Genomic DNA, 21,790 nt, shown 5'->3' on the forward strand with positions numbered 1-21,790 from the left:
AGTCACCATCGGGGGTTTCGTTCATGATTTTCACCAACGCCCCGTCGGTGTCCGCTTCGAGCAGGGAATCCCACTCACGGCCCCAGACGACCTTGATCACGTTCCAGCCCGCGCCGCGGAAGAACGCTTCGAGTTCCTGCATGATCTTGCCGTTACCGCGCACCGGCCCGTCCAGGCGCTGGAGGTTGCAGTTAATCACGAAGTTCAGGTTGTCCAGGTTCTCGTTCGCGGCGAGCTGGAGCAGGCCACGGGACTCGGGCTCGTCCATTTCCCCGTCACCAAGGAACGCCCAGACCTGCTGGTCCGAGGTGTCTTTGATGCCACGGTTCTGCAGGTACCGGTTGGACTGGGCCTGGTAAATCGCGTTCATCGGGCCGATACCCATCGACACGGTCGGGAATTCCCAGAAATCAGGCATCAACCGCGGGTGCGGGTACGAGGACAACGCGTGCCCGGCCTTGGACTTCTCCTGCCGGAACCCGTCCAGGTCCTCCTCGCTCAACCGGCCTTCCATGAACGCCCTGGCGTACATCCCCGGGGAAGCGTGGCCCTGGAAAAACACCTGGTCCCCGCCGCTGGGGTGGTCCTTGCCGCGGAAGAAATGGTTGAACCCCACCTCGTACAACGTCGCAGCACCGGCATAGGTCGAAATATGCCCGCCGACCCCAATATCCGAACGCTGCGCACGATGGACCATCACCGCGGCGTTCCACCGCATATACGCCCGGTACCGGCGCTCGAACTCCTCGTTCCCCGGGAACGGCGCTTCCTGGTCCACCGGGATCGTGTTCACATAATCAGTGGTCGTCACCATAGGCACACCCACCGACCTGGCCCCAGCACGCTGCAACAAACTCCGCATAATGTACTGGGCCCGCTCGGTACCCTGCTCAGCGATCAACGCATCAAGGGACTCAATCCACTCCGCGGTCTCTTCCGGATCACGATCAGGCAGCTGGGCAGTCAACCCGCTGAGGATGTGTGAGGTCTCTTCTCCTGCAGCCACGTCCAACCTTCCTTTTGGCGCATGCATCGGCGCCTCAGGTCTGGCAGGGTGACTGCCCGTCGTGAACGCGTCGTGTGCGGCATCTCGGTTTCAACAGCCCGGTCGGATGCGCCGGGCAGGTCTTGTGAGCGCTTGGCTGCCCAGTAGAATTCTGCGGGGCGATCGCCCTGCAGCCAGAGCGCTCATGGCCACTCTAGCTTTCGTGGCGCTGCTATGCGTAGCCGCAGCCCCCGCAGGGCGTTGTATGTCACATCTGAACAGCCTGCGTGACGTAAAGCACGCGCTTGCCACGGGCCCGAAACACCCCAGGTGGTGCGGAATGTGCCCCGGTGCAGGGAGAATGGCTTGAAGCAGGCGCCCAAAGGGTGTTGGCTGTTAGTAATGGAAGTCACTTCAAAAGGAGGAAACGTGAGCGAGGCCGACGCCGCCACATCGGTAAATGTGGCGGAACGAATGGGTTTCAAAGATGGGGATCTGATTCAGGAGCGCGGCTACGACGACGACGTCGACTTCGACTTGCGTGATGATATTGAAGATGTCACGGGCTCGGAATTGCTCGATGAAGACGATCACGACGTCGTTGATGCGGTCATCTTCTGGTGGCGCGACGGCGACGGCGACCTCGTTGACGGCCTCATGGATTCGCTCACGACGCTGAAGGAAGGCGGAGTTGTCTGGGTACTGACCCCCAAGTCAGGAAGGGACAACTACGTGTCTCCGGCCGATATCCAGGACGCAGCCCCCACCTCGGGACTTCACCTGACTACCTCCGCCGGGGTCTCCAAGGACTGGAGCGCCACCCGGTTGGTGCCTAAGAAGAACAAATGACGGAAGTCCAGCAGGCACCTGCTGCGGTCCAGGTTCCCCGCACAGGTCAGCCTGCACCGGATTTCGAACTGCTCAACCAATACGGTGAGCCTGTGCGGCTGGCGGACTATCGCGGCCGCAACGTCGTAGTTGTGTTTTTCCCTTTTGCCTTCTCCGGAATCTGTACTGGCGAGTTGTGTGAAATCCGTGACAACATCGCTCAGTTCAACGACGCGGATGCAAGCGTGCTGGCAATTTCCGTCGACAGCAAATTTGCCCAACGGGCTTACGCCGAGCATGAGGGCTTCGACTTCGATCTCTTGGCGGATTTTTGGCCGCATGGTGCTGTTGCCCGGGATTACGGCGTATTCGATGAGGCCAGCGGGATGGCCCTGAGGGGCACCTTCATCATCGACGCGCTGGGCGTTATCCGTTACGTCGTGGTCAATCCCCGGGGCCAGGCGAGGGACTTCGACGAGTACCGCCGGGCCCTATCAGCCCTGGCGGACCAGCGGCCATGAGCAACCGGGGGCCTGGCATGGGCATGACCGGGTTCGCCAGTATGGCACCCGCGGCTGCTGTCCAGCTTGACCCCTGGGAACGGGAAGCCCTGGGTCCCGCGGTGCGGGTCCTGCAGGGCCAGCGCCTGGCTGTCCTTACGGGCGCAGGGTTGAGTACCGATTCCGGGATACCGGATTACCGGGGACCGGGTTCTGCGCCGAGAAACCCCATGACCTACCAGGAGTTCATTGGTAGCGAGGCCAACCGGAAGCGCTACTGGGCGCGCAACCACATCGGCTGGTCCCACCTCCGGCATGCTGACCCCAACGCCGGCCATGCCGCCGTCGCGCTGATGGAACGGCGAGGCCTCCTGAGCGGGCTCATCACGCAAAACGTTGACAGGCTTCATGAGGAGGCCGGAAGCGTCAATGTAGTGGATCTGCATGGCCGCTTCGATCAAGTGATCTGCCTTTCCCACGGGCACACTTTCAGCAGGCAGCTCATCGCGGCCATCCTGGAAGAGATTAATCCAGGATTCGTGGAAGCTGCTGTTGAGTCAGGTCTGGTGGAGATGGCGCCGGATGCCGACGCAACCGTGGAAGATTCCGACCTCATCAAATCGTTCGTCATGGCCGTGTGCCCGATCTGCGGCGGAATCCTGAAACCCGATTTTGTGTACTTCGGGGAAAACGTCCCCAAAGACCGCGTAGCGCGTGCCTACGGCATGGTTGATGGTGCGGAAGCCCTGCTGGTGGCCGGTTCGTCGTTGACAGTGCAGAGCGGTCTCCGGTTCGTCCGCCATGCATTCAAGGCGGGAAAACCGGTGGTGATCATCAACAAGGGGAGCACCCGCGGAGACGAATTTGCGTCAGTGAAACTTGAGCTGGGCGTCAGTGGCGCATTGGACCACCTTGCGAGGACCTTGCAGGATCTTCCGGACGCTCCGGACCCGATTGGTGTTTCCGGCAGTTGATCCTGTAGAGTCATTGTTCGTTGGTTGAAGCGCTGAGGAAGTCGGAAGGCGCGTAAAGCCGAACTTTGGGTCTTTAGCTCAGCTGGTAGAGCGCCACGTTTACACCGTGGATGTCATCGGTTCGATCCCGGTAGGACCCACCAATCAGAACCCCGCCTCCATTCTTGGAGGCGGGGTTTTTTTATTGTCTCTGCCACTTCCTGGCGCGTCCCTGGCGGAACGCTTGGCGGCAAATAATGTCACTCACTAACACTTCTGCCCATAGGACGCTGGGAACGAAGGCACGAGTCACTGAAGCGTGCGCGTGGGAATTGTTCATGGAGCGAGGCCCTGGTTGGAGCCGCTGGCAGATCGAGTCGTCGCGGAAGTTCAGGCGCGTGTCGCCGCAACGGCGGTGATTTCCGGGCTGGGCGTGGCCCTGTTGGCTTGGGTTGTCGCCCTCATCGGATTGAACGGAGCCGGAAAGATCTCCCTGATGCGGATCGCGTTGGGAATCATCCGCCCGCAGGCCGGAAGTGTCCGGATGTGCGGCCAGCCGCTGGCAGACCTGCCGCCAGCAAGTGGGCTGAGGTGGGAGCCTTGATCGAGATTCCACCTGGCTACCCTGAACTCACGGTGCGGAAGAATCTGCACATCGCCCGATGGCTCCAGGGCGGAAGCCCTGGTTGATCCACGGAGCATTACGGTCCGCCAACGTCGTCCTGTCAGGTTCGTTGTCCAGGCGTCCGTATATTGTCCGAGGGTGGTCCTACGGTTACGTCCATGGAGCACGTTTACATCCGCACATCCGCCCAGGGCGAGCCGGCCGTCGTCGTAAGAGGGGGCCGGGAGTGGAGGATTGCCGTGGAGCCTGTCCGCTGGTTCGAAAGGGTTGCCTGGTGGGAGGCATCCAAAAGGATGCCACGTGGAACCGGCCGTGTGGATGTTGAGGTCCTGCAGGTCCAGGTGCGGCTGGGAAACAACGCCCGTTCCGCTCTCGCCACGTGGCAACTGGTACGCGACGGATCAGGAGGGGGCTGGTGCCTCCGGGGCGAAGACGCCGTGGCAGCCTAGGGAGCCAGTGCAGGCAAGCAGCTTTTGGGCAGGAAATGGATGAGCTCTCCACCGCGACTATTGGGGGATGCCGCGGTGGAGAGCTCGAAAATGAATATACAGCCAACTTTTGGGTTTGGAAAGCCGGGCGGTCGGGAGGGCGTCACGTGCCACTATGATGGTTATTGTTCAGCAGATTGAACAATGAATTGTAATGTCGAAGGAGAATCATGGCCGATTCCCGTACCACCCGCTCCGAGGGGTTGGGCGCTTCGTCGCCGGCCCCCGCCGTCACGCGCGCCGCCGCCGTACTGGAAGCCTTGGCTGATTCCCCTTCCGGTCGTTTGACCCTGAGTGATCTGTCCCGTGAACTGGGAATTCCGAAGTCATCAACGTCCAACCTGCTTTTGGCGCTCGAGGAAGCGCGCCTCATCATCAGGCAGGGAGCAGATTTCGCCTTGGGGAGAAAGCTGGTGGAACTCGGAGCTGCGTACCTCAGCCGCCTTGACGAAGTGCAGGAGTTCTATAAGTACTGCGAGCAGGCTCCAACGCTGTCCGGCGAGACGGTCCGGATTGCGATGCTCGACGGCGACCACGTCATCTATCTTGCGCGTTACGAAGGGCACCCCGCCGTCCGGTTGACGTCCAATATTGGCGATAAGATGCCGGTCTCGCTGTGCAGCGTGGGCAAGACCCTGCTGGCCCAGCTGCATGATCACGACATCGAGGCCATGTTCCCGGACGGCATGGAATTGCCCACAATGACCGCCAACTCGCTCCGGACCGCCGAGGAACTCAAGGCGCAGATCGCCACGATCCGCAAGCAAGGCTTTGCATTCGAGGACGAAGAGTCCACGGTGGGCGTAGTGTGCCTCGCGGTTCCGGTGCCCACCCACGGAGCGCACGGCCCCAGCCTTGGTCTCTCGGTCACGGCGCTGAAGGCGACATATTCGGAAGAGCAGGGGGCGCTCATGGTGAAGGAACTCAAGGAGTTGGCGCGTTCGCTGGGCAACCCCATGGGGTGATTTTTATAAATCAGATTTTAACCTTGGCAATGCGTTCAGCAAGCTGTACTCTGTTCATCATAGTGATCTTGGCGGTGATGCCATCACTATCTCACTGGGCCAACGGGGGCCCGGGGTGATTTTGAGGGAGTGCTTGTGACAACTCGTACTAAGACAAACTTCGCGGCGGAAGCTGATGAAGCCGTCGTCGAACCGGAGCAGCTCCGGCGGGCGACGCTGGCCAGTTCCGTGGGCTCCGCCCTGGAATACTACGACTTCTACATCTACGGCCTGGCTTCGGCGCTGATCTTCGGGCCACTGTTCTTTTCGCCGCTCGGTCCGGACGGGGCATTGATTGCGTCATTTGCCACCTATGGTGTCGGATTTGCCGCCCGACCCTTCGGCGGCTTGATCTTCGGCTACATCGGGGACAGGTTCGGCCGCAAAATGGTCCTGATCCTGACTATTGCTTTGATGGGTACGGCAAGCTTCGCCATTGGCCTCCTGCCCACCTTCGAGCAGGCCGGGATGATCGGTGCGGTATTGCTCGTGACCCTGCGCATCATTCAGGGGCTCGGCGCTGGTGCTGAGCAGGCCGGCGCCACTACGCTGATTTCCGAAGTCGCACCGCGTCGTCGTCGTGGTTTTTTCGCTTCGCTGCCGTTCGTAGGCATCCAGCTCGGTACTCTGCTTGGCGCGGGCACGTTCGCGCTGATCACCATGGCCGACAAGTCCGTCCTGCAGGGCTGGTTGTGGCGGGTGCCGTTCCTCGCCAGCTTCATTCTGATCGTGATTGCCATCTTCATCCGGCTCAAGCTTAAGGAAACACCTGCGTTCCAGGAGCTGGAAAAGCACAAAAACGTGGTCAAGAACCCGATCGGCGCCTTGTGGAAGCACTCCAAGAAGAATGTGCTGATCGGCATTGGTCTTCGCATGGGAGAAAACGGAAACTCCTCGATCTACTCTGCCCTGTTGGTTTCATTCATGAGCATGCCCGCGGGCGTCTTTGCTGGCAACAACTCCATCGGTCCGGTCGGGCTGTTGATCGCTGCGGGATTCGCAGCCGTCATGGTGGTGACCTTCGGTGCATTGTCCGACAGGTACGGCCGGGTGCCGGTCTACCGCTATGGCGCGTTGTTCCAGGCGATCATTGCCGTACCGGCCTTCTACTTGGTCACCCTGGGCAACGTCACCTTGGTATGGGTGGTCATGGCGGTGGGAATCGCCATCGGCGTCCAGTCGATGCTTGGGCCGCAGTGCCCGCTGCTGCCTGAACTGTTCGGATCGCAGTACCGTTTCACCGGTGTGGCCATGAGCCGTGAGATCTCAGCTGTACTGGCCGGTGGCCTTGCGCCCCTGCTCGGAGCCCTGATGCTGGCCGCCACCAACCACTCCTGGCTGGTGCTCGCCATCTACTCCTTGGTCCTTGCGCTCATTTCCTTCGTGACCACCTTCTTTACCCCCGAGACGGTTGGCCGCGACCTCGTCAGCACCGAAGACGCCAAGTAGCCGCCAACACCGCTGCTGAAACTCTCGTCGATACGGCGTCCCTCCACTGGAGGGGCGCCGTACTGCTTTCTGTGGTTCTTCCCGTCCGGGGTGCTGGAAATTCGTGGACAGCGGTGCAGAATTGGTGCAGCGACAGAGGAGTGTGTCCATGACGGCAACCAAGGGCGTGGCATCGCCGGAGAGCCCCGGTCAAATCCAGGGGTCCAGCGGCACCAGGTTTCGTCCCGAGATCCAGGGGCTTCGTTCACTGGCCGTGCTCATGGTGGTGTCGTATCACATCTGGTTCGGCAGGGTTTCAGGAGGCGTGGACGTCTTCCTGCTGATTTCCGCTTTCCTGATGACCCTGCAGTTCGTCAACCGTTACGAGCAATCCCGGCCGGTGTCGTTGATCCGGCACTGGCTGCACCTGTTCTGGAGGCTGCTTCCCGCGGTCGTGGTAGTCCTGACGGGCACTTTGGCGGCAACGTTCGCGATCGTCCCCCGGACGAGGTGGACGGAGATCGTCAATCAGGCCTGGGCTTCACTGTTCTATGTGCAAAACTGGCTGCTTCAAAAACAGGTGGTCAACTACTACGCCGCTGATCACAGCCTGGCGAGTCCCATGCAGCATTTCTGGTCGTTGTCCATCCAGGGGCAGGTCTTCATCCTCTGGCCGGCGATCTTCGTCATTACGGGCTTGCTGTGCCGGAAGTTCGGGCTGCGTTACCGGTCAGTGTTGCTGGGAATCTTCGGGCTGGTCTTCGTGGCGTCGCTGAGCTATTCGATCTACTTCACCGCAGCGCACCAGGAACTGGCGTACTTCGATACCCTTGCCCGGCTGTGGGAGTTTGCGTTGGGCACCCTGGTCGCGCTGCTGCTTCCCTTCCTGCGCCCGGGACGTGGTCCGGGAACAGTCCTGGGATGGGTGGGGGTTGCTGCAATGCTCAGTTGCGGCGTGATCCTCCAGGTCCGCACGGCGTTCCCTGGCTTCGTTGCGCTGTGGCCCACCCTCGCGGCGGTGGCTGTCATCATTGCAGGCCAGACGGGAAGCCGTTTCGGCGTCGATCGCATCCTGTCCTCCAGGTTGCTGGTGGGGCTTGGATCCACCTCCTACGCCCTTTACCTGTGGCACTGGCCACTGTTGGTCATCGCCCTGGTGTGGATCGGTGAAGACCACGCGGACGCACTGACGGGCGCAGTGATCGTGGGTCTTTCCCTGCTGCTGGCGTACCTCACCACCAGGTTTGTGGAACAGCCGCTGCGGTCTTGGCGGTGGCCGGAGGCAAAGCGCCGCCGTCTGGCCCTGGCGGTGTTGGTTTGCCTTGCTGTGGGGGCGACCCCGATGACCGTTTTCGGGTTCCAGCAGCAGCAAGAGAAGAACGCCATTGCCGGCCAGGATTCCGAAGACAATCCGGGCGCCAGGGCGTTGTTGCCGGGCTATGTGAACCGGGTGGGCAAGGACGCCAGGACGCTTCCAACACCTGAGCAGCTTCCGGCCGACTGGGGCAAGCTTGATGGGCCGTGCACAGGTGAGTTGCGTCCCCAGGACCCGGTCTTGTTCGCGGAGTGCCAGCAGAACGACATCGGTGCCGATGCCGCGAAGACCATCTTCGTAGTGGGGCAATCCCACTCCCTGCAGTGGCTCGGTGCAATCGGCCCCCTGGCAAAAGAGCGTAACTGGCGGGTCCAGGCCATCACGTTTGGAGCCTGCCCCTTCATGACGCAAACGGATGAGGTAGGCGACGAATGCAACGCCTTCAACCGGAATGTCCGTGAGCACATACGGCTCCACCGGCCGGATGCGGTCTTCCTTGTCGGGACTGCGGCTGTCCCGGATTCTCCGGAAGAGGACCTTACCTGGGGGCTCGATGAACTGGTCGGAGAAATCACCGATCAAGGAATTGAGGTCATTGCCATGCGGGACAATCCGCGGTTCTCCTTCAGTCCCAGTGAATGTGCCATGGCTTCCGGCGTTGATGACCCGCGCTGCCGTCCCGCACTGTCCTCTGTGTTGGCTGCGGACAATCCGCTCGATCAGCTGGACGGAAACTTCACCGGCTTGTCCATCCTTGATATGACTGACCTGATCTGTGACGGTGCTTCCTGTCCGGGGATCATCGGCAACGTCTACGTGTACTTGGACGACAACCACCTCTCGAGCACGTACACCAGGAGCATGGCTGATGCATTGTCCGAGAGGTGGCTTGGCGCCACCGGGTGGTAGTCGGGCTTAGTAGAAGTGGACCGGGTCCACGAGGTGGGGGAGTTCGCCACCGTCCAGGAAGATGCGCAGGTTGTCACAGAAGCGTTCGGCAATGAGCCTGTTTTCAGCCGTGCTCAACGCCGAGGTGTGCGGGGACACCAGGACCTTGGGGTGGTTCCACAGCGGGCTGTCCTGGGGCAGCGGCTCCACGGCGAACACGTCCAGGCATGCGTAGCCAACCTGTCCGTTGTCCAGTGCTGCCAGCAAGGCGTCTTCGTCCACTACCGTGCCGCGTCCCACGTTGACGAAAACTGTTCCAGGCTTCATGGCGGAGAAGATGTCCCCGTTGAACAGCTTTTCCGTGTACGGCGTGCCGGGCAGTGTGTTGACCACGGCATCGGCGTCGGCCACCAGGGCTGCCAGGCCGTCGTTGTTGGTGACTTGGTCGATTCCCTCGATGGTTTCGACGTTGCGCTTGGTTCCGCTGACCCTCATGCCCAGGGCACGCGCGATGCGGGCTGTTTCCATGCCAATTTCACCCAGGCCTGCAATGACTACCTTGGATCCGTTGGCCAGCTTGGTGGGCGTCCGCAGTTCCGGCCAAAACTTGGCCGCCTGGTCCTGTGCCATCGCGGCACTGCGCTTGAAGCCGTTGAGGATTCCGAATGCCGAGAATTCAGCCAGGGGCAGGGCGTGCACACCGGCTGAGGTGGTGACGTGGAACTTCCTGAGGGTTTCGGTGTCCAGGCCCGAGGCCTTGACCGCTCCACCGGCGCCGGCTGCCATGGCGTGGATCCACTGCAGGTGCGGGTTGCTTTTGGCGATGCGCGCAAGTCCAGCGGGACTTTCATTGGGGAAGCCGTAGAGGATCTGTGCCTTACTCAGCATGTCCCAATAGCGTTCTTCCTGTTGCGGTGACCTTTTGAAGGCGGGGTCGCCCGCGTGGTCTGCGGGAAAGCGCTCCGGGGGAAGCAGCCCGGGTTCGTAGAGAACTGTTATGGAGGGATCTACAGCGCGGATCTGCTCTACGTGCTCAGCTTCGAGCGGTACAGCGATGGCGATGGTAAGTTCATCAGTCGTCATAGTGTTCATCATACTGAATGGCGGCTAGGATATTGAACAGAATTTCCATAGATGACCACAACGAAGTGAGGTGTTACCTGCCATGACCACCAAACGTGTGGGTTTCGTCGGTCTGGGTCTGATGGGCGCGCCCATGGCGTCCAATCTTGCCACCGCCGGATGGACCGTCACCGCCTGGAACCGCTCCGACGCCGCGTTCGAAGCACTCCCCGGCATCGACCGGGCCGCCAGCGTTGCCGCGTTGCGGGACGAAGGCGCCATCATCTTCATGCTCCCGGACCTTCCGTACATCGAGGAAGCAGCCGCGGACCTGCTTGACGCCTGGCGCGGTTCGGCGCCGCGCCCGGGTACCGCCGTCGTCGTCATGAGCAGCGTCTCCCCAACGGGAGTCCAGCGTTTCGGAGAACTGGTGGACCAGGCAAGTGGCGGCAACGCCATTGTGGTGGACGCGCCGGTCAGTGGCGGAACCGCAGGCGCGAAGAGCGGTACCCTCGCCATCATGGTGGGGGCCGATGAAGGCCGCTTCGAGCAGCTTGAGCCACTTTTCCAGGCCATGGGCACCACCGTGCGGCGGATGGGACCCCTGGGGTCCGGATCGCTTGCCAAGGCGTGCAACCAACTGATTGTCGGAACCACGACGGCGGCCCTCGCCGAAGCCGCGGAACTCGCCGAACGCTCCGGGATGGACGTGCAGGCGCTTTTCGAGGTGCTGTCCGGGGGATTGGCCGGAAGCCGGGTGCTGGACAACGTTGGTCCGCGCCTGGCAGCCAAGGACTATGCCCCAACAGGACCGGCCAAGTTCATGCACAAGGACCTTGGCTTCGTGCTCGCCAGTGCTGAAGCAGCAGGCTCCGCCACGCCAATGGCCTCGGCGGCACTTGCGTTGTACGCCGAACTCAAACGCCAGGGCCTTGGCGACCAGGACCTTGCCGTCGTCCGGCAAGCCATCGCAAACCTGGGCCGGACACCGGCCGCTGCAACATCCACCAGCACCTGAACTGTATCCACGAGCAAATGAACTGTCGCAATTGAAGAAGGAATGACGAACAAACCATGAGTGCACTTTTCGATCTGACCGGGCGCATTGCCTTGGTTACTGGTTCAAGCCGGGGGATAGGCAACGCCCTTGCCAGGGGCCTCGCCGATGCCGGTGCCACCGTTGTGCTTAACGGCATCAACGCTGAACGGCTTGAGGCATCGCACCAGGCGATGGCTGCGGAGTATCCGGAGGGGAGGGTCCATAGCCGGGCCTTCGACGTTACGGACGCCGATGCTGCCGCTGAAGGGGTCGCCTGGGTGGAACAGAACGTTGGGCCTCTGGACATCCTGGTGAACAATGCCGGCATCCAACACCGCGTTCCCATGCTGGACCTTGACGTCAAGGACTGGGACAGGGTCATCACCACGGATCTCACCAGCGCTTTCCTCGTGGGCCGGGAGGCCGCCCGTCACATGATTCCCAGGGGTCAGGGCAAGATCATCAACATCTGTTCGGTCCAGACTGACCTGGCCCGTCCCACCATCGCGCCGTACGTTGCCGCCAAGGGTGGCTTGCGTAACCTCACCCGGGCCATGACCGCCGAGTGGGCAGCATCCGGCCTGCAGATCAACGGCATCGCCCCCGGATACATCCACACCGAAATGACCCAAAACCTGGTCGATGACGCCGACTTCAACTCCTGGATCCTGGGCCGTACCCCGGCCAACAGGTGGGGAACCACGGCAGACCTCGCCGGACCCACCGTATGGCTCGCATCGCAGGCATCGAACTTCGTGAACGGCCAAACGATCTTCGTCGACGGCGGAATGACGGTGGTGGTCTAATGAGCCTCAATCTCCCTGCATCCGGTCCTGCCGTTGTAGCCCACGGCAAAGGCGATCTTCGCATCGAGGACATCCCCATGGCGGCACCGCAATCCGGCGAGTCAATTGTCGGGATTGCCTATGGCGGGATCTGTGGTTCGGACCTCCACTACTGGCTCCACGGTGCTGCCGGCGAGTCCATTCTCAAAGAACCCATGGTCCTCGGCCACGAAATTGTTGGAGTTGTTCTCCAGCAGGCAGCTGACGGTACGGGCCCCGCAGCGGGTACGCCCGTGGCTGTGCATCCGGCAACCCCGGCGCCCGGCAGCGTCCGGTACCCCGCGGACCGGCCAAACCTGTCCCCGGGGTGCACCTATCTGGGGAGTGCGGCGCGTTACCCGCATACGGATGGCGCTTTCAGCCGTTACGCCAACCTGCCCGCCAGGATGCTGCGCCCCTTGCCTGCAAACCTGGACCTTCGCACGGCGGCGTTGGTGGAACCGGCCAGCGTGGCCTGGCACGCCGTCTCCCGTGCGGGTGAGGTACGGGGCAAGACCGCGCTCGTGATCGGCAGCGGTCCAATTGGCGCCCTCTGCGTTGCAGTCTTGAAGCGCGCCGGGGCAGCCAAAATTGTCGCCGTCGACATGCACGACAAGCCGCTGGAGATCGCGCGTGCAGTCGGCGCTGACGAGGTCCTCAAGGGTGACGACGCCGACGCCATCGCGGCGGTGGATGCCGACGTCGTTATTGAATCCTCAGGGAGCCATTACGGACTGGCCTCGGCCATCAAAGGTGCCACCCGCGGAGGCAAGGTGGTGATGGTAGGGCTGCTGCCCTCCGGACCCCAGCCGGTGTTCATTTCGCTCGCGATCACGCGCGAGCTGGAACTGCTGGGCTCTTTCCGCTTCAACGACGAGATCGATGACGTCATCGCGGCCCTGGCTGACGGCTCCCTGTTCGTGGACCCCGTCGTGACGCACGAGTTCGATCTCGCACATGGCCTTGAAGCTTTCGAGGTGGCGAAGAACTCGGCCGGGTCCGGCAAGGTGTTGCTGAACTTCCGGGACAGTTAGTTCCTGGAGACGGGGACGAAGACGCGGGGCTGGTCATCCCAGCTGGGTGCCAGCTCCGCGATCGTCTGGCGCATGATTTTAGCGGCGGCATCGCGCGCCATCGCACCGTTACCGGCATCGATGGCATGGGCAACGTCCATGTGCCACTGGAGCGCTTCCTTCTGGGGATGCTCCGGCATGAGGCCATGAACGGTCCGGCCCGTGAGGGTTTCGGTGACCTGTCCAATGAGGTTGGCGAACATCTCGTTGCCCGACCCGGACAACACCAGGGCATGGAAGCGGATGTCGAGATCAAGGAACGTCGCCATGTCCCCGGCATCCCCTGCCTCCTTCATGGCCAGGGAAATGCCCACCAGTTCCTGCCGCAGGCTCCCGGGTGCGTTGCCGGCGGCGAGTTCGGCCGCCACGGGCTCGACGGCGGAACGCAACTCGGCCAACGACCGCAACTGCGCGCCGCGACCTTCGCCCGCGAGACGCCACCGGATGACCAGGGGATCGAAGGGATTCCAGCGGTGGGCAGGAAGAACGCGGATGCCTACCCGCTTGATCGTTTCCACAAGCCCGAGGGATTGGAGGACCCGCACTGCTTCACGCACCACCGAACGCGAGACGTTGAGTTCGTCTTCCAAATGCTCAGCCAACATCACGTGTCCCGTGGGAAGGGCGCCACCCACAATCCGGGTTCCCAAATGCTCAACGGCGCGGTGGTGAAGGCTGGTTGACATAGAGGTAAGCATAGTGGCGCGGGGTGGCCCGGAGCGCGGGTATCCGCGCCGGGAACGGATTCCGTGCCTCCGCAGCGGCCGCCGGGCATCATAGACTGTTTATGACGCGGCAGCTTCCACAACGTGGGCTCCGCTTTCCCGCCCACGGTTTAAATACGTATGGTTTATTACAGCCCCTGGTTTTGAAATCGTTTCCCGCGTGTCCTGCTTGGGTACGTCGGGACTGTTTGCACACGAACGAATTGGAGTTTTGATGTCAGCACACATCGGTGTCACCGGCCTTGCGGTGATGGGCGCCAACCTGGCCCGCAACCTCGCACGCAACGGCTTCACCGTGGCTCTCCACAACCGCTCCGTGGAAAAGACTGACGCCCTGCTGGAAAAGCACGGCACGGAAGGCGACTTCATCCGCACGGAAACGCTGCAGGAACTCGTCGATTCCCTCGAAAAGCCCCGCCGTGTCCTCATCATGGTCAAGGCAGGCGCCCCCGTCGACAACGTCATCGAGCAGCTGGAACCGCTGCTCGAGGCAGGCGACATCATCATCGACGCCGGTAACTCGCACTACGAGGACACCCGCCGCCGCGAGGCAGCACTGGCCAAGAAGGATCTTCACTTTGTGGGTGTTGGCGTGTCCGGCGGTGAAGAAGGCGCGCTGAACGGCCCGTCCATCATGCCCGGTGGCTCCCGTGAGTCCTACGACGCACTCGGCCCGCTGCTGGAAAAGATTTCCGCCAAGGTCGACGGCGAACCCTGCTGTGCTTGGATCGGCACCGATGGCGCCGGTCACTTCGTCAAGATGGTCCACAACGGCATCGAGTACGCCGACATGCAGGTCATCGGTGAGGCCTTCGACCTCCTCCGCTCCGGCGCAGGCATTGAGCCGGCTGAGCAGTCCAAGATCTTCGCTGAGTGGAACAAGGGCGATCTGTCCTCCTTCCTGATCGAAATCTCCGCCGAGGTCCTCGGCCACGTCGACGCCAAGACCGGCAAGCCGTTCGTGGACGTCGTGGTTGACGCTGCAGGTCAGAAGGGCACGGGCCGCTGGACGGTCATCTCCGCCCTGGAACTCGGCTCGCCGGTCTCCGGCATTGCCGAGTCCGTGTTCGCCCGTGCACTGTCCTCCCAGACCGAGCAGCGCAAGCTCGGCCAGGAACTGCTCGCCGGCGAAGAGGCCTCCGTGGAAATCCCTGAGACGTTCGTTGAGGACGTCCGCCAGGCACTCTACGCCTCCAAGCTCGTGTCATACGCACAGGGCCTGGACATGCTGACCTCCGCAGCCAAGGAATATGGCTGGGACCTCAAGCTGGACGAAATCGCTTCCCTCTGGCGTGCAGGCTGCATCATCCGTGCAGAGCTGCTTAAGGACATCACCAAGGCCTACGCTGCCGAGGAGAAGCCTGCCAACCTGCTGTTCGCGCCGGCCTTCACCAAGGCCATCGCAGAGGCACTGCCGGCCTGGCGCCGCGTTGTGGCCACCGCCGTGCAGCTGGGCATCCCGGTACCGGTGTTCTCCTCCTCCCTGGCTTACTACGACGGCCTCCGCCGCAAGCGTGTTGCCGCCGCCCTGATTCAGGGCCAGCGTGACCTCTTCGGCGCACACACCTACGGCCGCGTAGACACCGAGGGCACGTTCCACACCCTGTGGGGCGAAGACAAGTCCGAGATCTCGGCTGTCGACACCCACTAGCAGACACGTGGGCGGGTAATACCGCCGTGCACAAGGCCGGTTCCTTCCGATTACGCTGGGAGGAGCCGGCCTTTGCCGTAACGGAGCTCCCGTTCAGGTGCTGGGCCACCAGCAAAGGACGAACCATGCCAGCCAGCACCGCACTTGTTACCGGCGCCTCCACAGGTATCGGATTTGAGACGGCCATTGCCTTGGCGTCCGCGGGTTTCACTGTCTATGCAGGTGCGCGCCGCGTGGACCGGATGGAGCCCCTGAAGGACTACGGGATAACAGTGCTTCACCTCGACGTGACTTCCGAGGAATCAATGGCGTCAGCGGTGGCGCAGGTGGTGGCCGCCCACGGACGGGTGGACGTGCTGGTCAACAACGCCGGCTATGGTTCCTACGGTTCGCTCGAGGAGGTCCCCCTCGCTGAGGGAAGGCGGCAGTTCGAGGTCAATGTCATGGGCCTTGCACGGATGACCCAGCTGGTTCTTCCGCGAATGCGGGCGGCAGGGACGGGCCGGATCATCAATGTGGCGTCCATCGGTGGAAAGATCTACGAGCCGCTGGGGGCCTGGTACCACGGCACCAAGTTCGCCGTGGAGGGAATGAGCGACTCACTGCGCCTGGAGTTGAAGCCGCACGGCATCGACGTCGTCATCATTGAGCCATCAGGGACCGACACCGAATGGGGCACTATCGCCGGCGAGGGACTGCTGGCCACATCAGGCGGCGGTCCGTACGCCGACCAGGCGCATGTTGTTGCGGCAGCGCTGGCATCCACCTCGGGTGACGGCCACGTGCTTTCCACTCCGGCAAGGGTGGTGGCAAAAGCCATCCTCCGGGCCGCAAAGGCAAAACGCCCCAGGACCCGCTACCCGGTGGGGCGGGGGGCCTGGAGCGTTCTGGCAATGCGAAGGATTCTTCCGGACAGGGCGTTCGACGCCGTGTTCCTGAACTTCTACAAAGGACTGGCCGGCTAGATGCGGTATTCGATGTAGTACTCCGCCGGATCCACGGCGGGCTTCGTTTCGGACCTGGCATCACGGTGCCTCCAGGTCGCTGGAATCCCGGTGATGATCGACTCCGGTGGGGCGTCCTTCACCACAACGGCATTGGCACCCACTGCACTGTCCGCTCCGATGGTGATCGGGCCCAGCACCTTGGCGCCGGCACCAATGGTGACCCGGTCACCAATGGTGGGGTGGCGCTTTACCTTGGCAAGGGAGCGGCCGCCGAGGGTGACACCGTGATAAATCATCACGTCATCACCAATCTCCGACGTCTCACCGATAACGACACCCATGCCGTGATCAATGAAGAACCTGCGGCCGATCGTGGCCCCGGGGTGGATCTCGATGCCCGTCAGGAACCTCGCGAGCTGCGAAATCAGGCGCGCCGGAAACCGGAGCGCCGGGTTTTGCCAGAGCTTGTGGGTCAGGCGGTGCGCCCAGATGGCATGCAATCCGGAGTATGCGAAAAAGTTCTCAAAAGAACCTCGCGCCGCCGGGTCGTGTGACCGGGCGGCGTCGAGGTCTTCCTTAAGTCTTGCGAAGAAGCTCACAAAGACCTTTCTACAGGAAACGAAGGTGTGCGGGCGTTGTGTTAGCCGCGGATGTCATCAAACAGCACGGTGGAGATGTAGCGCTCTCCGAAGTCACAGACGACGGCCACGATCAGCTTGCCGGCATTCTCCGGACGCTTTGCGAGTTCGAGCGCGGCCCACACGATGGCACCGGAGGAGATGCCGCCAAGGATGCCTTCGCGGGCGCCGAGGTCCCGGGCAACCCGCACGGAGTCCTCAAGGGTGGCGTCAAGGACTTCGTCGTAGACGTTGGTGTCCAGGATCTCGGGGACAAAGTTGGCGCCGATTCCCTGGATCTTGTGGGGACCGGGAGCTCCACCGTTGAGGATGGCCGAATCCTTGGGCTCGACCGCCACAATCTGGACTCCGGGCTTGCGTTCCTTGAGAACCTGTCCCACACCGGTGATGGTGCCACCGGTTCCGATGCCCGCTACGAAGATGTCAACTTCGCCGTCGGTGTCGTTCCAGACTTCCTCGGCCGTGGTGGCGCGGTGGATCGCCGGGTTTGCCTCGTTGGCGAACTGCTGTGCCCAGATGGAGTTCTCCGTGGTGGCGACGATCTCCTGGGCCTTCTCGACAGCTCCCCGCATGCCTTCGGAGCCGGGGGTCAGGACAATTTCGGCACCATAGGCGCGCAGCATGACACGGCGCTCGGTGGACATGGTTTCGGGCATGGTCAGGATGACCTTGTAACCGCGTGCCGCGCCCACGAGTGCGAGGGCGATGCCAGTGTTACCCGAAGTACCCTCGACGATCGTTCCGCCCGGCTTCAAGGCACCGGACTTTTCGGCGGCGTCAATGATGGCCACACCGATGCGGTCCTTGACGCTGTTGGCGGGGTTGTAGAACTCAAGCTTGACAGCAACCTGGGCGTCAAGGCCCTCGGTCAGCCGGTTCAAGCGAACCAGCGGGGTGCGGCCGACCAGCTGAGTAACGTCGTCGTAGATCCTTGCCATGAAAATTTACGCCTATCTCTGAAGAGGGAATGCTGAGGTCAGCCTAACCAGCCGGATCGAAACCCTGCTAAGCAGTAAGCCATGCAGAGTAATATTTCCGGGCCTTTGCCAGCTTGGGGTTAATGATCACCTGGCAGTATCCCTGGTACGGAAACTTTGCATAGTAATTCTGGTGGACATCCTCGGCTTCGTAGAAGTCCGGAAGTGGCACCACTTCAGTCACAATCGGATCGGACCACAACGCCTGGGCGCGTTCGATGGCTTCTTCGAACAAGACCTTCTCTTCGGTGGTGGTGTAGAACATCGAGGACCGGTACTGGGTTCCGACGTCATAGCCTTGCCGGTTCAAGGTGGTGGGGTCGTGAAGGGCGAAGAACATGTCCAGGATGACTTCGTCCGGAACAACGGTTTCATCGAACGTCACCGCGACGACCTCCGCGTGGCCAGTGGTCCCGGAGCACACTTCGTAGTAATCAGGATTGCGGACATGGCCGCCGGTGTAGCCGGAGACCACCGAGCTGACGCCACGGGTTTTCTGGTAAACGGCATCCAGGCACCAGAAGCAGCCGCCGCCAAGTACGAAAGTTTTCATGTTCTCTTCAATGGTTGGGATGGCCTGATGATTCCCGTTTCACCTTACGGGAGAATTACGGCACCGGGCAGGTACACCAGTGGTCGGGACTGCCTGAAGCGGCACGGTAGTGAAGAATAGGGATATGGAAGCAGTGAACACTGGCATTTCTGATGCGGATTCCGTCGAAGATGACGAAACAGAACACGACGACACAGTTGGGGCCAGCGGTGAGCCTACCCTCGGCCAGGTGTTGTTGGCTGTTGAAGAGCTCTGGCCAGAGTCCCTCGCCGAGGATTGGGATGAAGTCGGCCTGGTCGTCGGGCGTCCTACTGTCCCGGTGACCAAAGTTCTCTTTGCCGTGGATCCCACTTTGGCTGTGATCGATGAGGCCATCGAATGGGGGGCCGAACTTCTCATCACCCACCATCCCTTGCTGCTCAAGGGCGTGAACTCGGTTGCGGCGACCTCCGCGAAAGGCCTCGCCGTGCACCGGCTCATTGAGGCCGGAACGGGTTTGCTCACTGTGCACACGAACGGTGACTCGGCCGTTGGGGGAGTGTCTGACGTCCTGGCAGATGCCTTCGGGCTGGAGAACGTGGCGCCGCTGACCCAGGCATCCAATGGACTCCCGGAAGAAGGGATCGGCAGGGTGGGAGATCTTCCGGAGCTTGAAACCCTGGGCGACTTCGCAGCCCGGGTCTTTGAAATGCTGCCCGCCGTTGCGGGCGGGGTACGCGTTGCCGGCGACAAAGACGGGCTGGTTCGGCGCGTGGCTGTCTGCGGCGGTGCCGGAGACAGCTTGTTCGACGCCGTGCGGGCCAACCATGCCGATGTGTACGTTACGGCGGACATGCGGCACCATCCGGCCTCCGAGGCGCGCGAGGGGGCCACCAACGGGCGGCCGTACTTGATCGACGTATCGCATTTCGCGAGTGAATGGTTGTGGCTTCCCGCTGCCGCCGAAGCGCTGGGCAACGTGCTCTCGGACCAGGGCTACGACGTCGATATCCGCGTCAGCAGCACCAACAGTGACCCTTGGGACTTCATACTGACTCCCGGCGGCGACTAGAGTCTAGGAAAGAGCCGGACCTGATCTCCAGGGCCGGCGGCGACAAGCGGAGGTAAGCGTGGCGAAAGCAGCACCGGCAGAACAACTGAAATTGCTTGAACTGCAGGGGCTCGATGCCAAGCTCAAGTCACTGGCCGGACGCCGGAAGGTGCTGGAAAACGATCCTCGCATCACTGACCTGACGGACGCCCTCAGCGTCGCCAATGGTGAGCTCGGGGCGGCCAAAATCGCCGTCCACGACGCCGAAACCGAACTGCGCCGCGCTGAGGCCGACGTCGAACAGGTTGCATCCCGTATCGAGCGCGATGAAACCAGGCTGAACAGCGGAACCGGGCTGTCCAAGGACCTGGTGGCGCTGCAGAACGACATTGCCTCACTCAACAAGCGACGTTCCGACCTCGAAGACGTTGAGCTGGAAATTCTGGAACGTCTGGATACCCTGCGTGAACGCCAGGCTGCCCAGCAAGCCATCGTTGACGATATCCAGGGTTCTTTTGGCAGCATCCGCGCCGAATTGGACGAAGCGATCGCGGAGATCTCGGCTGAAGAAACGGTGGTTCGCGGTCAGCGGGCAGCTTTCGCCGAGGCATTGGACGCCGGGATGCTCGCGGTCTACGAAAAGACCATAGCCAAGCGGGGAGTCGGTGCTGCCCGGCTGTTCCACGGAAAGTCTGAAGGCTCGGGCATGATGCTCAGCCCGGGCGACCTTGCCGAGGTCAAAGCCGCTGCGGACGACGACATCGTTTTCTGCCCGGACTCCGGCGTCATCCTGGTCCGTTCAGCCGAGTGGAACTGACCCGGGCACGACGCTAGCTGGACAGGATGATGTTCAGGGCGTGCGGCTTGCGGGCAGCGCCTTCAACCAGTTCTGCGGTCCAGATTTCGCGGGCGGCCTTGAGGAGCTGATCCGGAGTTCCCGGTGCCTTGCCGCGCCTGGTCAGCAAATGCCGCGCCAGTTCACCCCTGGTGTGTTTGGCGAAGTGGCTCACCACTGTGCGCTTGCCGTTCGCCTCGTTGAACACGTTCACGTTCACCGTCTGCCCGGCCGGGGGAGCCCAGGCCGCTGCGTAGGTGCTGGAGCGGCAGTCCACCAGCAGTTCGCCGTCGACCCGCTGGGCGAGCGTGGCGTTCAGTTGCGGCTTCCAATAAGAGGCGAGGCGTCCGACGTCGGGCAGTGCGGTTCCCATCGACAGCCGGTAGGCGGGCACGTGGTCGCCAAAGCCGATGACGCCCCACAAGGCGGACACCACCAGGATGGACTCCGTCGCCTTGCGTCTTTGGGCCGGGGTCATGCTTTTGTAGCCAAGGGCGTCGTAAAGGACCCCTGAATAGACCTGGTGCGCGGGGGCTGCCGGTTCGGCATGCAGGCGCGTATTGCGTTCGACGTCGTCCCGAAGCGAGGCGCCGACGCCCAGTAACGCCAGGGCATCCTCGTGCGCGCTCACTGTCCCCAAAGCTTCCAGAACCTTGGCCCGGTACGGGTTCAACTCCGGGAAGCTCAGCGACTCCCATTCAATGGCGGGTCCTTTGAGGGCGGGGGTCTTGCCTTCTGAGGGCGGCAGGAGAATCAGCACCAGTCGATATTACCGGTGACTTGGACCGACCTGGACGCCGGTAGACTGTAGGGCGGATGGGTTGACCAGGCGGCCGCGCGTCACGAAAGTGGCTCGAGGAACGTCCGGGCTCCACAGAGCAGGGTGGTGGGTAACGCCCACTCGGGGTAACCCGCAGGCCAGTGCCACAGAGAACAGACCGCCTGCGTTCCGGTATTGCACCGGAGCAGCAGGTAAGGGTGAAACGGCGGTGTAAGAGACCACCAGCTCCCTGGGTGACCGGGGAGGCTAGGTAAACCCCACCCGGAGCAAGGCCAGACAGGACACGTTCGAGGGCTGCTCGCCCGAGTGTCCGGGTAGGCTGCTGGAGGGCGTCGGCAACGGCGTTCGTAGATGGATGGCCGCCTCTCCCTTTCCGGTAACGGATCGGGATGACAGAACCCGGCGTATCGGTCAACCCATCCATTTATGACTGCCGGGATCACGGGCGTGTGAGTGATTTCACGCCTCCGGGAGGTTATTGCTCCTTCCTTGCGCCCTAGAATGGTTAGTGAACGTAGATGTTCTGCCGCCGGGACTGCGTTCGCAGCCGGCGGATTTTCTTTGCTCTCGTTCAAGGCGCTGTGGGTGGACCGAAGCCCGCCGGCGCATGTGCCGCAGGACTACTCCGGGCGGCCGCTGCC

21 protein-coding genes, 1 tRNA gene, 1 other RNA gene and 1 pseudogene are annotated in these 21,790 nt (G+C 62.2%); 17 read left to right on the forward strand and 7 right to left on the reverse strand.

Features of this window, described 5'->3' with window-relative positions; translation table 11 throughout:
* Nucleotides 1–1,033: pseudogene (locus IEY62_RS10680) on the reverse strand (pyruvate dehydrogenase (acetyl-transferring), homodimeric type); the annotation flags it as partial.
* Between the two features lie 381 nt (nt 1,034–1,414).
* Here IEY62_RS10680 and IEY62_RS10685 point away from each other — a divergent pair.
* The 9 genes from IEY62_RS10685 to IEY62_RS10725 all read left to right on the forward strand — a co-directional run bounded on the left by IEY62_RS10685 (nt 1,415) and on the right by IEY62_RS10725 (nt 9,035).
* Complete coding sequence (locus IEY62_RS10685) at nt 1,415–1,834, forward strand: DUF3052 domain-containing protein (protein ID WP_018777877.1); 420 nt, start codon at nt 1,415–1,417, stop codon at nt 1,832–1,834.
* Nucleotides 1,831–2,334: a peroxiredoxin gene (locus IEY62_RS10690; RefSeq protein WP_189017327.1), complete on the forward strand. Its 504-nt coding sequence runs from the start codon at nt 1,831–1,833 to the stop codon at nt 2,332–2,334. Before IEY62_RS10685 ends, IEY62_RS10690 begins: the two co-directional genes overlap by 4 nt.
* Complete coding sequence (locus IEY62_RS10695) at nt 2,331–3,287, forward strand: NAD-dependent protein deacetylase (protein WP_189017330.1); 957 nt, start codon at nt 2,331–2,333, stop codon at nt 3,285–3,287. The genes IEY62_RS10690 and IEY62_RS10695 overlap by 4 nt, the downstream gene beginning before the upstream one ends.
* Before the next feature lie 67 nt (nt 3,288–3,354).
* A tRNA-Val gene (locus IEY62_RS10700) sits at nt 3,355–3,430 on the forward strand.
* A 161-nt stretch (nt 3,431–3,591) separates the two neighbouring features.
* The gene (locus IEY62_RS10705) at nt 3,592–3,870 is read left to right on the forward strand and encodes an ATP-binding cassette domain-containing protein (RefSeq protein ID WP_229785221.1); all 279 of its coding nucleotides are present in this window, start codon (nt 3,592–3,594) and stop codon (nt 3,868–3,870) included.
* Nucleotides 3,871–4,049: 179 nt separating this feature from the next.
* Entirely contained in the window at nt 4,050–4,340 is a 291-nt protein-coding gene (locus tag IEY62_RS10710) for a hypothetical protein (protein WP_189017333.1), read from the forward strand.
* 209 nt (nt 4,341–4,549) lie between these two features.
* A complete protein-coding gene (locus IEY62_RS10715) occupies nt 4,550–5,344 on the forward strand; it encodes an IclR family transcriptional regulator (protein WP_189017335.1) in 795 nt (264 codons plus the stop codon).
* A gap of 135 nt (nt 5,345–5,479) precedes the next feature.
* Nucleotides 5,480–6,832, forward strand: coding sequence for an MFS transporter (locus IEY62_RS10720; RefSeq protein WP_189017339.1), 1,353 nt, complete (start codon nt 5,480–5,482; stop codon nt 6,830–6,832).
* 148 nt (nt 6,833–6,980) lie between these two features.
* Nucleotides 6,981–9,035: an acyltransferase family protein gene (locus IEY62_RS10725; RefSeq protein WP_189017342.1), complete on the forward strand. Its 2,055-nt coding sequence runs from the start codon at nt 6,981–6,983 to the stop codon at nt 9,033–9,035.
* A 6-nt stretch (nt 9,036–9,041) separates the two neighbouring features.
* Here IEY62_RS10725 and IEY62_RS10730 read toward each other — a convergent pair whose 3' ends face one another.
* Nucleotides 9,042–10,109, reverse strand: coding sequence for a D-2-hydroxyacid dehydrogenase (locus IEY62_RS10730; protein ID WP_189017345.1), 1,068 nt, complete (start codon nt 10,107–10,109; stop codon nt 9,042–9,044).
* A 70-nt stretch (nt 10,110–10,179) separates the two neighbouring features.
* Here IEY62_RS10730 and IEY62_RS10735 point away from each other — a divergent pair, with 70 nt between their 5' ends.
* From IEY62_RS10735 to IEY62_RS10745, 3 genes are read left to right on the forward strand one after another with little or no spacing between them, the layout of a single operon-like run.
* On the forward strand, nt 10,180–11,094 hold the full coding sequence (locus IEY62_RS10735) for an NAD(P)-dependent oxidoreductase (protein ID WP_189017349.1): 915 nt from the start codon (nt 10,180–10,182) through the stop codon (nt 11,092–11,094).
* 56 nt (nt 11,095–11,150) lie between these two features.
* On the forward strand, nt 11,151–11,921 hold the full coding sequence (locus IEY62_RS10740; RefSeq protein WP_189017352.1) for an SDR family oxidoreductase: 771 nt from the start codon (nt 11,151–11,153) through the stop codon (nt 11,919–11,921).
* Nucleotides 11,921–12,973 carry an L-idonate 5-dehydrogenase gene (locus IEY62_RS10745; protein WP_189017355.1) on the forward strand — a complete coding sequence of 351 codons (1,053 nt, stop codon included), beginning with the start codon at nt 11,921–11,923 and terminating at the stop codon, nt 12,971–12,973. The genes IEY62_RS10740 and IEY62_RS10745 overlap by 1 nt, the downstream gene beginning before the upstream one ends.
* Here IEY62_RS10745 and IEY62_RS10750 read toward each other — a convergent pair.
* Nucleotides 12,970–13,698: a FadR/GntR family transcriptional regulator gene (locus IEY62_RS10750; RefSeq protein WP_189017358.1), complete on the reverse strand. Its 729-nt coding sequence runs from the start codon at nt 13,696–13,698 to the stop codon at nt 12,970–12,972. The two genes, IEY62_RS10745 and IEY62_RS10750, sit on opposite strands and share 4 nt — an antisense overlap.
* Nucleotides 13,699–13,951: 253 nt before the next feature.
* Between IEY62_RS10750 and gndA the strand changes: the two genes are divergently transcribed.
* On the forward strand, nt 13,952–15,388 hold the full coding sequence (gene gndA / locus IEY62_RS10755; RefSeq protein WP_189017361.1) for an NADP-dependent phosphogluconate dehydrogenase: 1,437 nt from the start codon (nt 13,952–13,954) through the stop codon (nt 15,386–15,388).
* A gap of 125 nt (nt 15,389–15,513) precedes the next feature.
* The gene (locus tag IEY62_RS10760) at nt 15,514–16,353 is read left to right on the forward strand and encodes an oxidoreductase (RefSeq protein ID WP_189017364.1); all 840 of its coding nucleotides are present in this window, start codon (nt 15,514–15,516) and stop codon (nt 16,351–16,353) included.
* Here IEY62_RS10760 and epsC read toward each other — a convergent pair.
* From epsC to msrA, 3 genes are all read right to left on the reverse strand, one after another.
* Nucleotides 16,350–16,934, reverse strand: coding sequence for a serine O-acetyltransferase EpsC (epsC, locus tag IEY62_RS10765; protein ID WP_018777863.1), 585 nt, complete (start codon nt 16,932–16,934; stop codon nt 16,350–16,352). The genes IEY62_RS10760 and epsC overlap by 4 nt on opposite strands.
* Before the next feature lie 41 nt (nt 16,935–16,975).
* Entirely contained in the window at nt 16,976–17,911 is a 936-nt protein-coding gene (gene cysK / locus IEY62_RS10770; RefSeq protein ID WP_189017367.1) for a cysteine synthase A, read from the reverse strand.
* Between the two features lie 67 nt (nt 17,912–17,978).
* On the reverse strand, nt 17,979–18,503 hold the full coding sequence (gene msrA, locus IEY62_RS10775; RefSeq protein ID WP_189017370.1) for a peptide-methionine (S)-S-oxide reductase MsrA: 525 nt from the start codon (nt 18,501–18,503) through the stop codon (nt 17,979–17,981).
* Nucleotides 18,504–18,627: 124 nt separating this feature from the next.
* On the opposite strand from msrA, the gene IEY62_RS10780 reads away from it, so the two are divergent.
* Both IEY62_RS10780 and IEY62_RS10785 read left to right on the forward strand, forming a co-directional pair.
* On the forward strand, nt 18,628–19,554 hold the full coding sequence (locus tag IEY62_RS10780; RefSeq protein WP_189017374.1) for a Nif3-like dinuclear metal center hexameric protein: 927 nt from the start codon (nt 18,628–18,630) through the stop codon (nt 19,552–19,554).
* A gap of 58 nt (nt 19,555–19,612) precedes the next feature.
* Nucleotides 19,613–20,350, forward strand: coding sequence for a zinc ribbon domain-containing protein (locus tag IEY62_RS10785; RefSeq protein ID WP_189017376.1), 738 nt, complete (start codon nt 19,613–19,615; stop codon nt 20,348–20,350).
* 13 nt (nt 20,351–20,363) lie between these two features.
* Here IEY62_RS10785 and IEY62_RS10790 read toward each other — a convergent pair whose 3' ends face one another.
* Nucleotides 20,364–21,128, reverse strand: a complete 765-nt coding sequence (locus IEY62_RS10790; RefSeq protein WP_189017379.1) for a YaaA family protein — start codon at nt 21,126–21,128, stop codon at nt 20,364–20,366.
* Between the two features lie 57 nt (nt 21,129–21,185).
* Here IEY62_RS10790 and rnpB point away from each other — a divergent pair.
* Nucleotides 21,186–21,572: RNase P RNA component class A (rnpB, locus tag IEY62_RS10795), an RNA gene on the forward strand.
* The last annotated feature ends 218 nt before the right edge of the window (nt 21,573–21,790 follow it).

The sequence above is a fragment of the Paenarthrobacter histidinolovorans genome (assembly GCF_014647595.1).
GTDB lineage: Bacteria > Actinomycetota > Actinomycetes > Actinomycetales > Micrococcaceae > Arthrobacter > Arthrobacter histidinolovorans.

Coding starts and splice junctions, on each gene's coding strand:
- IEY62_RS10690 (WP_189017327.1), top strand. CDS start 1,831: ATGACGGAAGTCCAGCAGGCACCTGCTGCGGTCCAGGTTCCCCGCACA.
- IEY62_RS10695 (WP_189017330.1), top strand. CDS start 2,331: ATGAGCAACCGGGGGCCTGGCATGGGCATGACCGGGTTCGCCAGTATG.
- IEY62_RS10710 (WP_189017333.1), top strand. CDS start 4,050: ATGGAGCACGTTTACATCCGCACATCCGCCCAGGGCGAGCCGGCCGTC.
- IEY62_RS10715 (WP_189017335.1), top strand. CDS start 4,550: ATGGCCGATTCCCGTACCACCCGCTCCGAGGGGTTGGGCGCTTCGTCG.
- IEY62_RS10725 (WP_189017342.1), top strand. CDS start 6,981: ATGACGGCAACCAAGGGCGTGGCATCGCCGGAGAGCCCCGGTCAAATC.
- IEY62_RS10730 (WP_189017345.1), bottom strand. CDS start 10,109: ATGATGAACACTATGACGACTGATGAACTTACCATCGCCATCGCTGTA.
- IEY62_RS10735 (WP_189017349.1), top strand. CDS start 10,180: ATGACCACCAAACGTGTGGGTTTCGTCGGTCTGGGTCTGATGGGCGCG.
- IEY62_RS10740 (WP_189017352.1), top strand. CDS start 11,151: ATGAGTGCACTTTTCGATCTGACCGGGCGCATTGCCTTGGTTACTGGT.
- IEY62_RS10745 (WP_189017355.1), top strand. CDS start 11,921: ATGAGCCTCAATCTCCCTGCATCCGGTCCTGCCGTTGTAGCCCACGGC.
- IEY62_RS10750 (WP_189017358.1), bottom strand. CDS start 13,698: ATGTCAACCAGCCTTCACCACCGCGCCGTTGAGCATTTGGGAACCCGG.
- gndA (WP_189017361.1), top strand. CDS start 13,952: ATGTCAGCACACATCGGTGTCACCGGCCTTGCGGTGATGGGCGCCAAC.
- IEY62_RS10760 (WP_189017364.1), top strand. CDS start 15,514: ATGCCAGCCAGCACCGCACTTGTTACCGGCGCCTCCACAGGTATCGGA.
- cysK (WP_189017367.1), bottom strand. CDS start 17,911: ATGGCAAGGATCTACGACGACGTTACTCAGCTGGTCGGCCGCACCCCG.
- msrA (WP_189017370.1), bottom strand. CDS start 18,503: ATGAAAACTTTCGTACTTGGCGGCGGCTGCTTCTGGTGCCTGGATGCC.
- IEY62_RS10780 (WP_189017374.1), top strand. CDS start 18,628: ATGGAAGCAGTGAACACTGGCATTTCTGATGCGGATTCCGTCGAAGAT.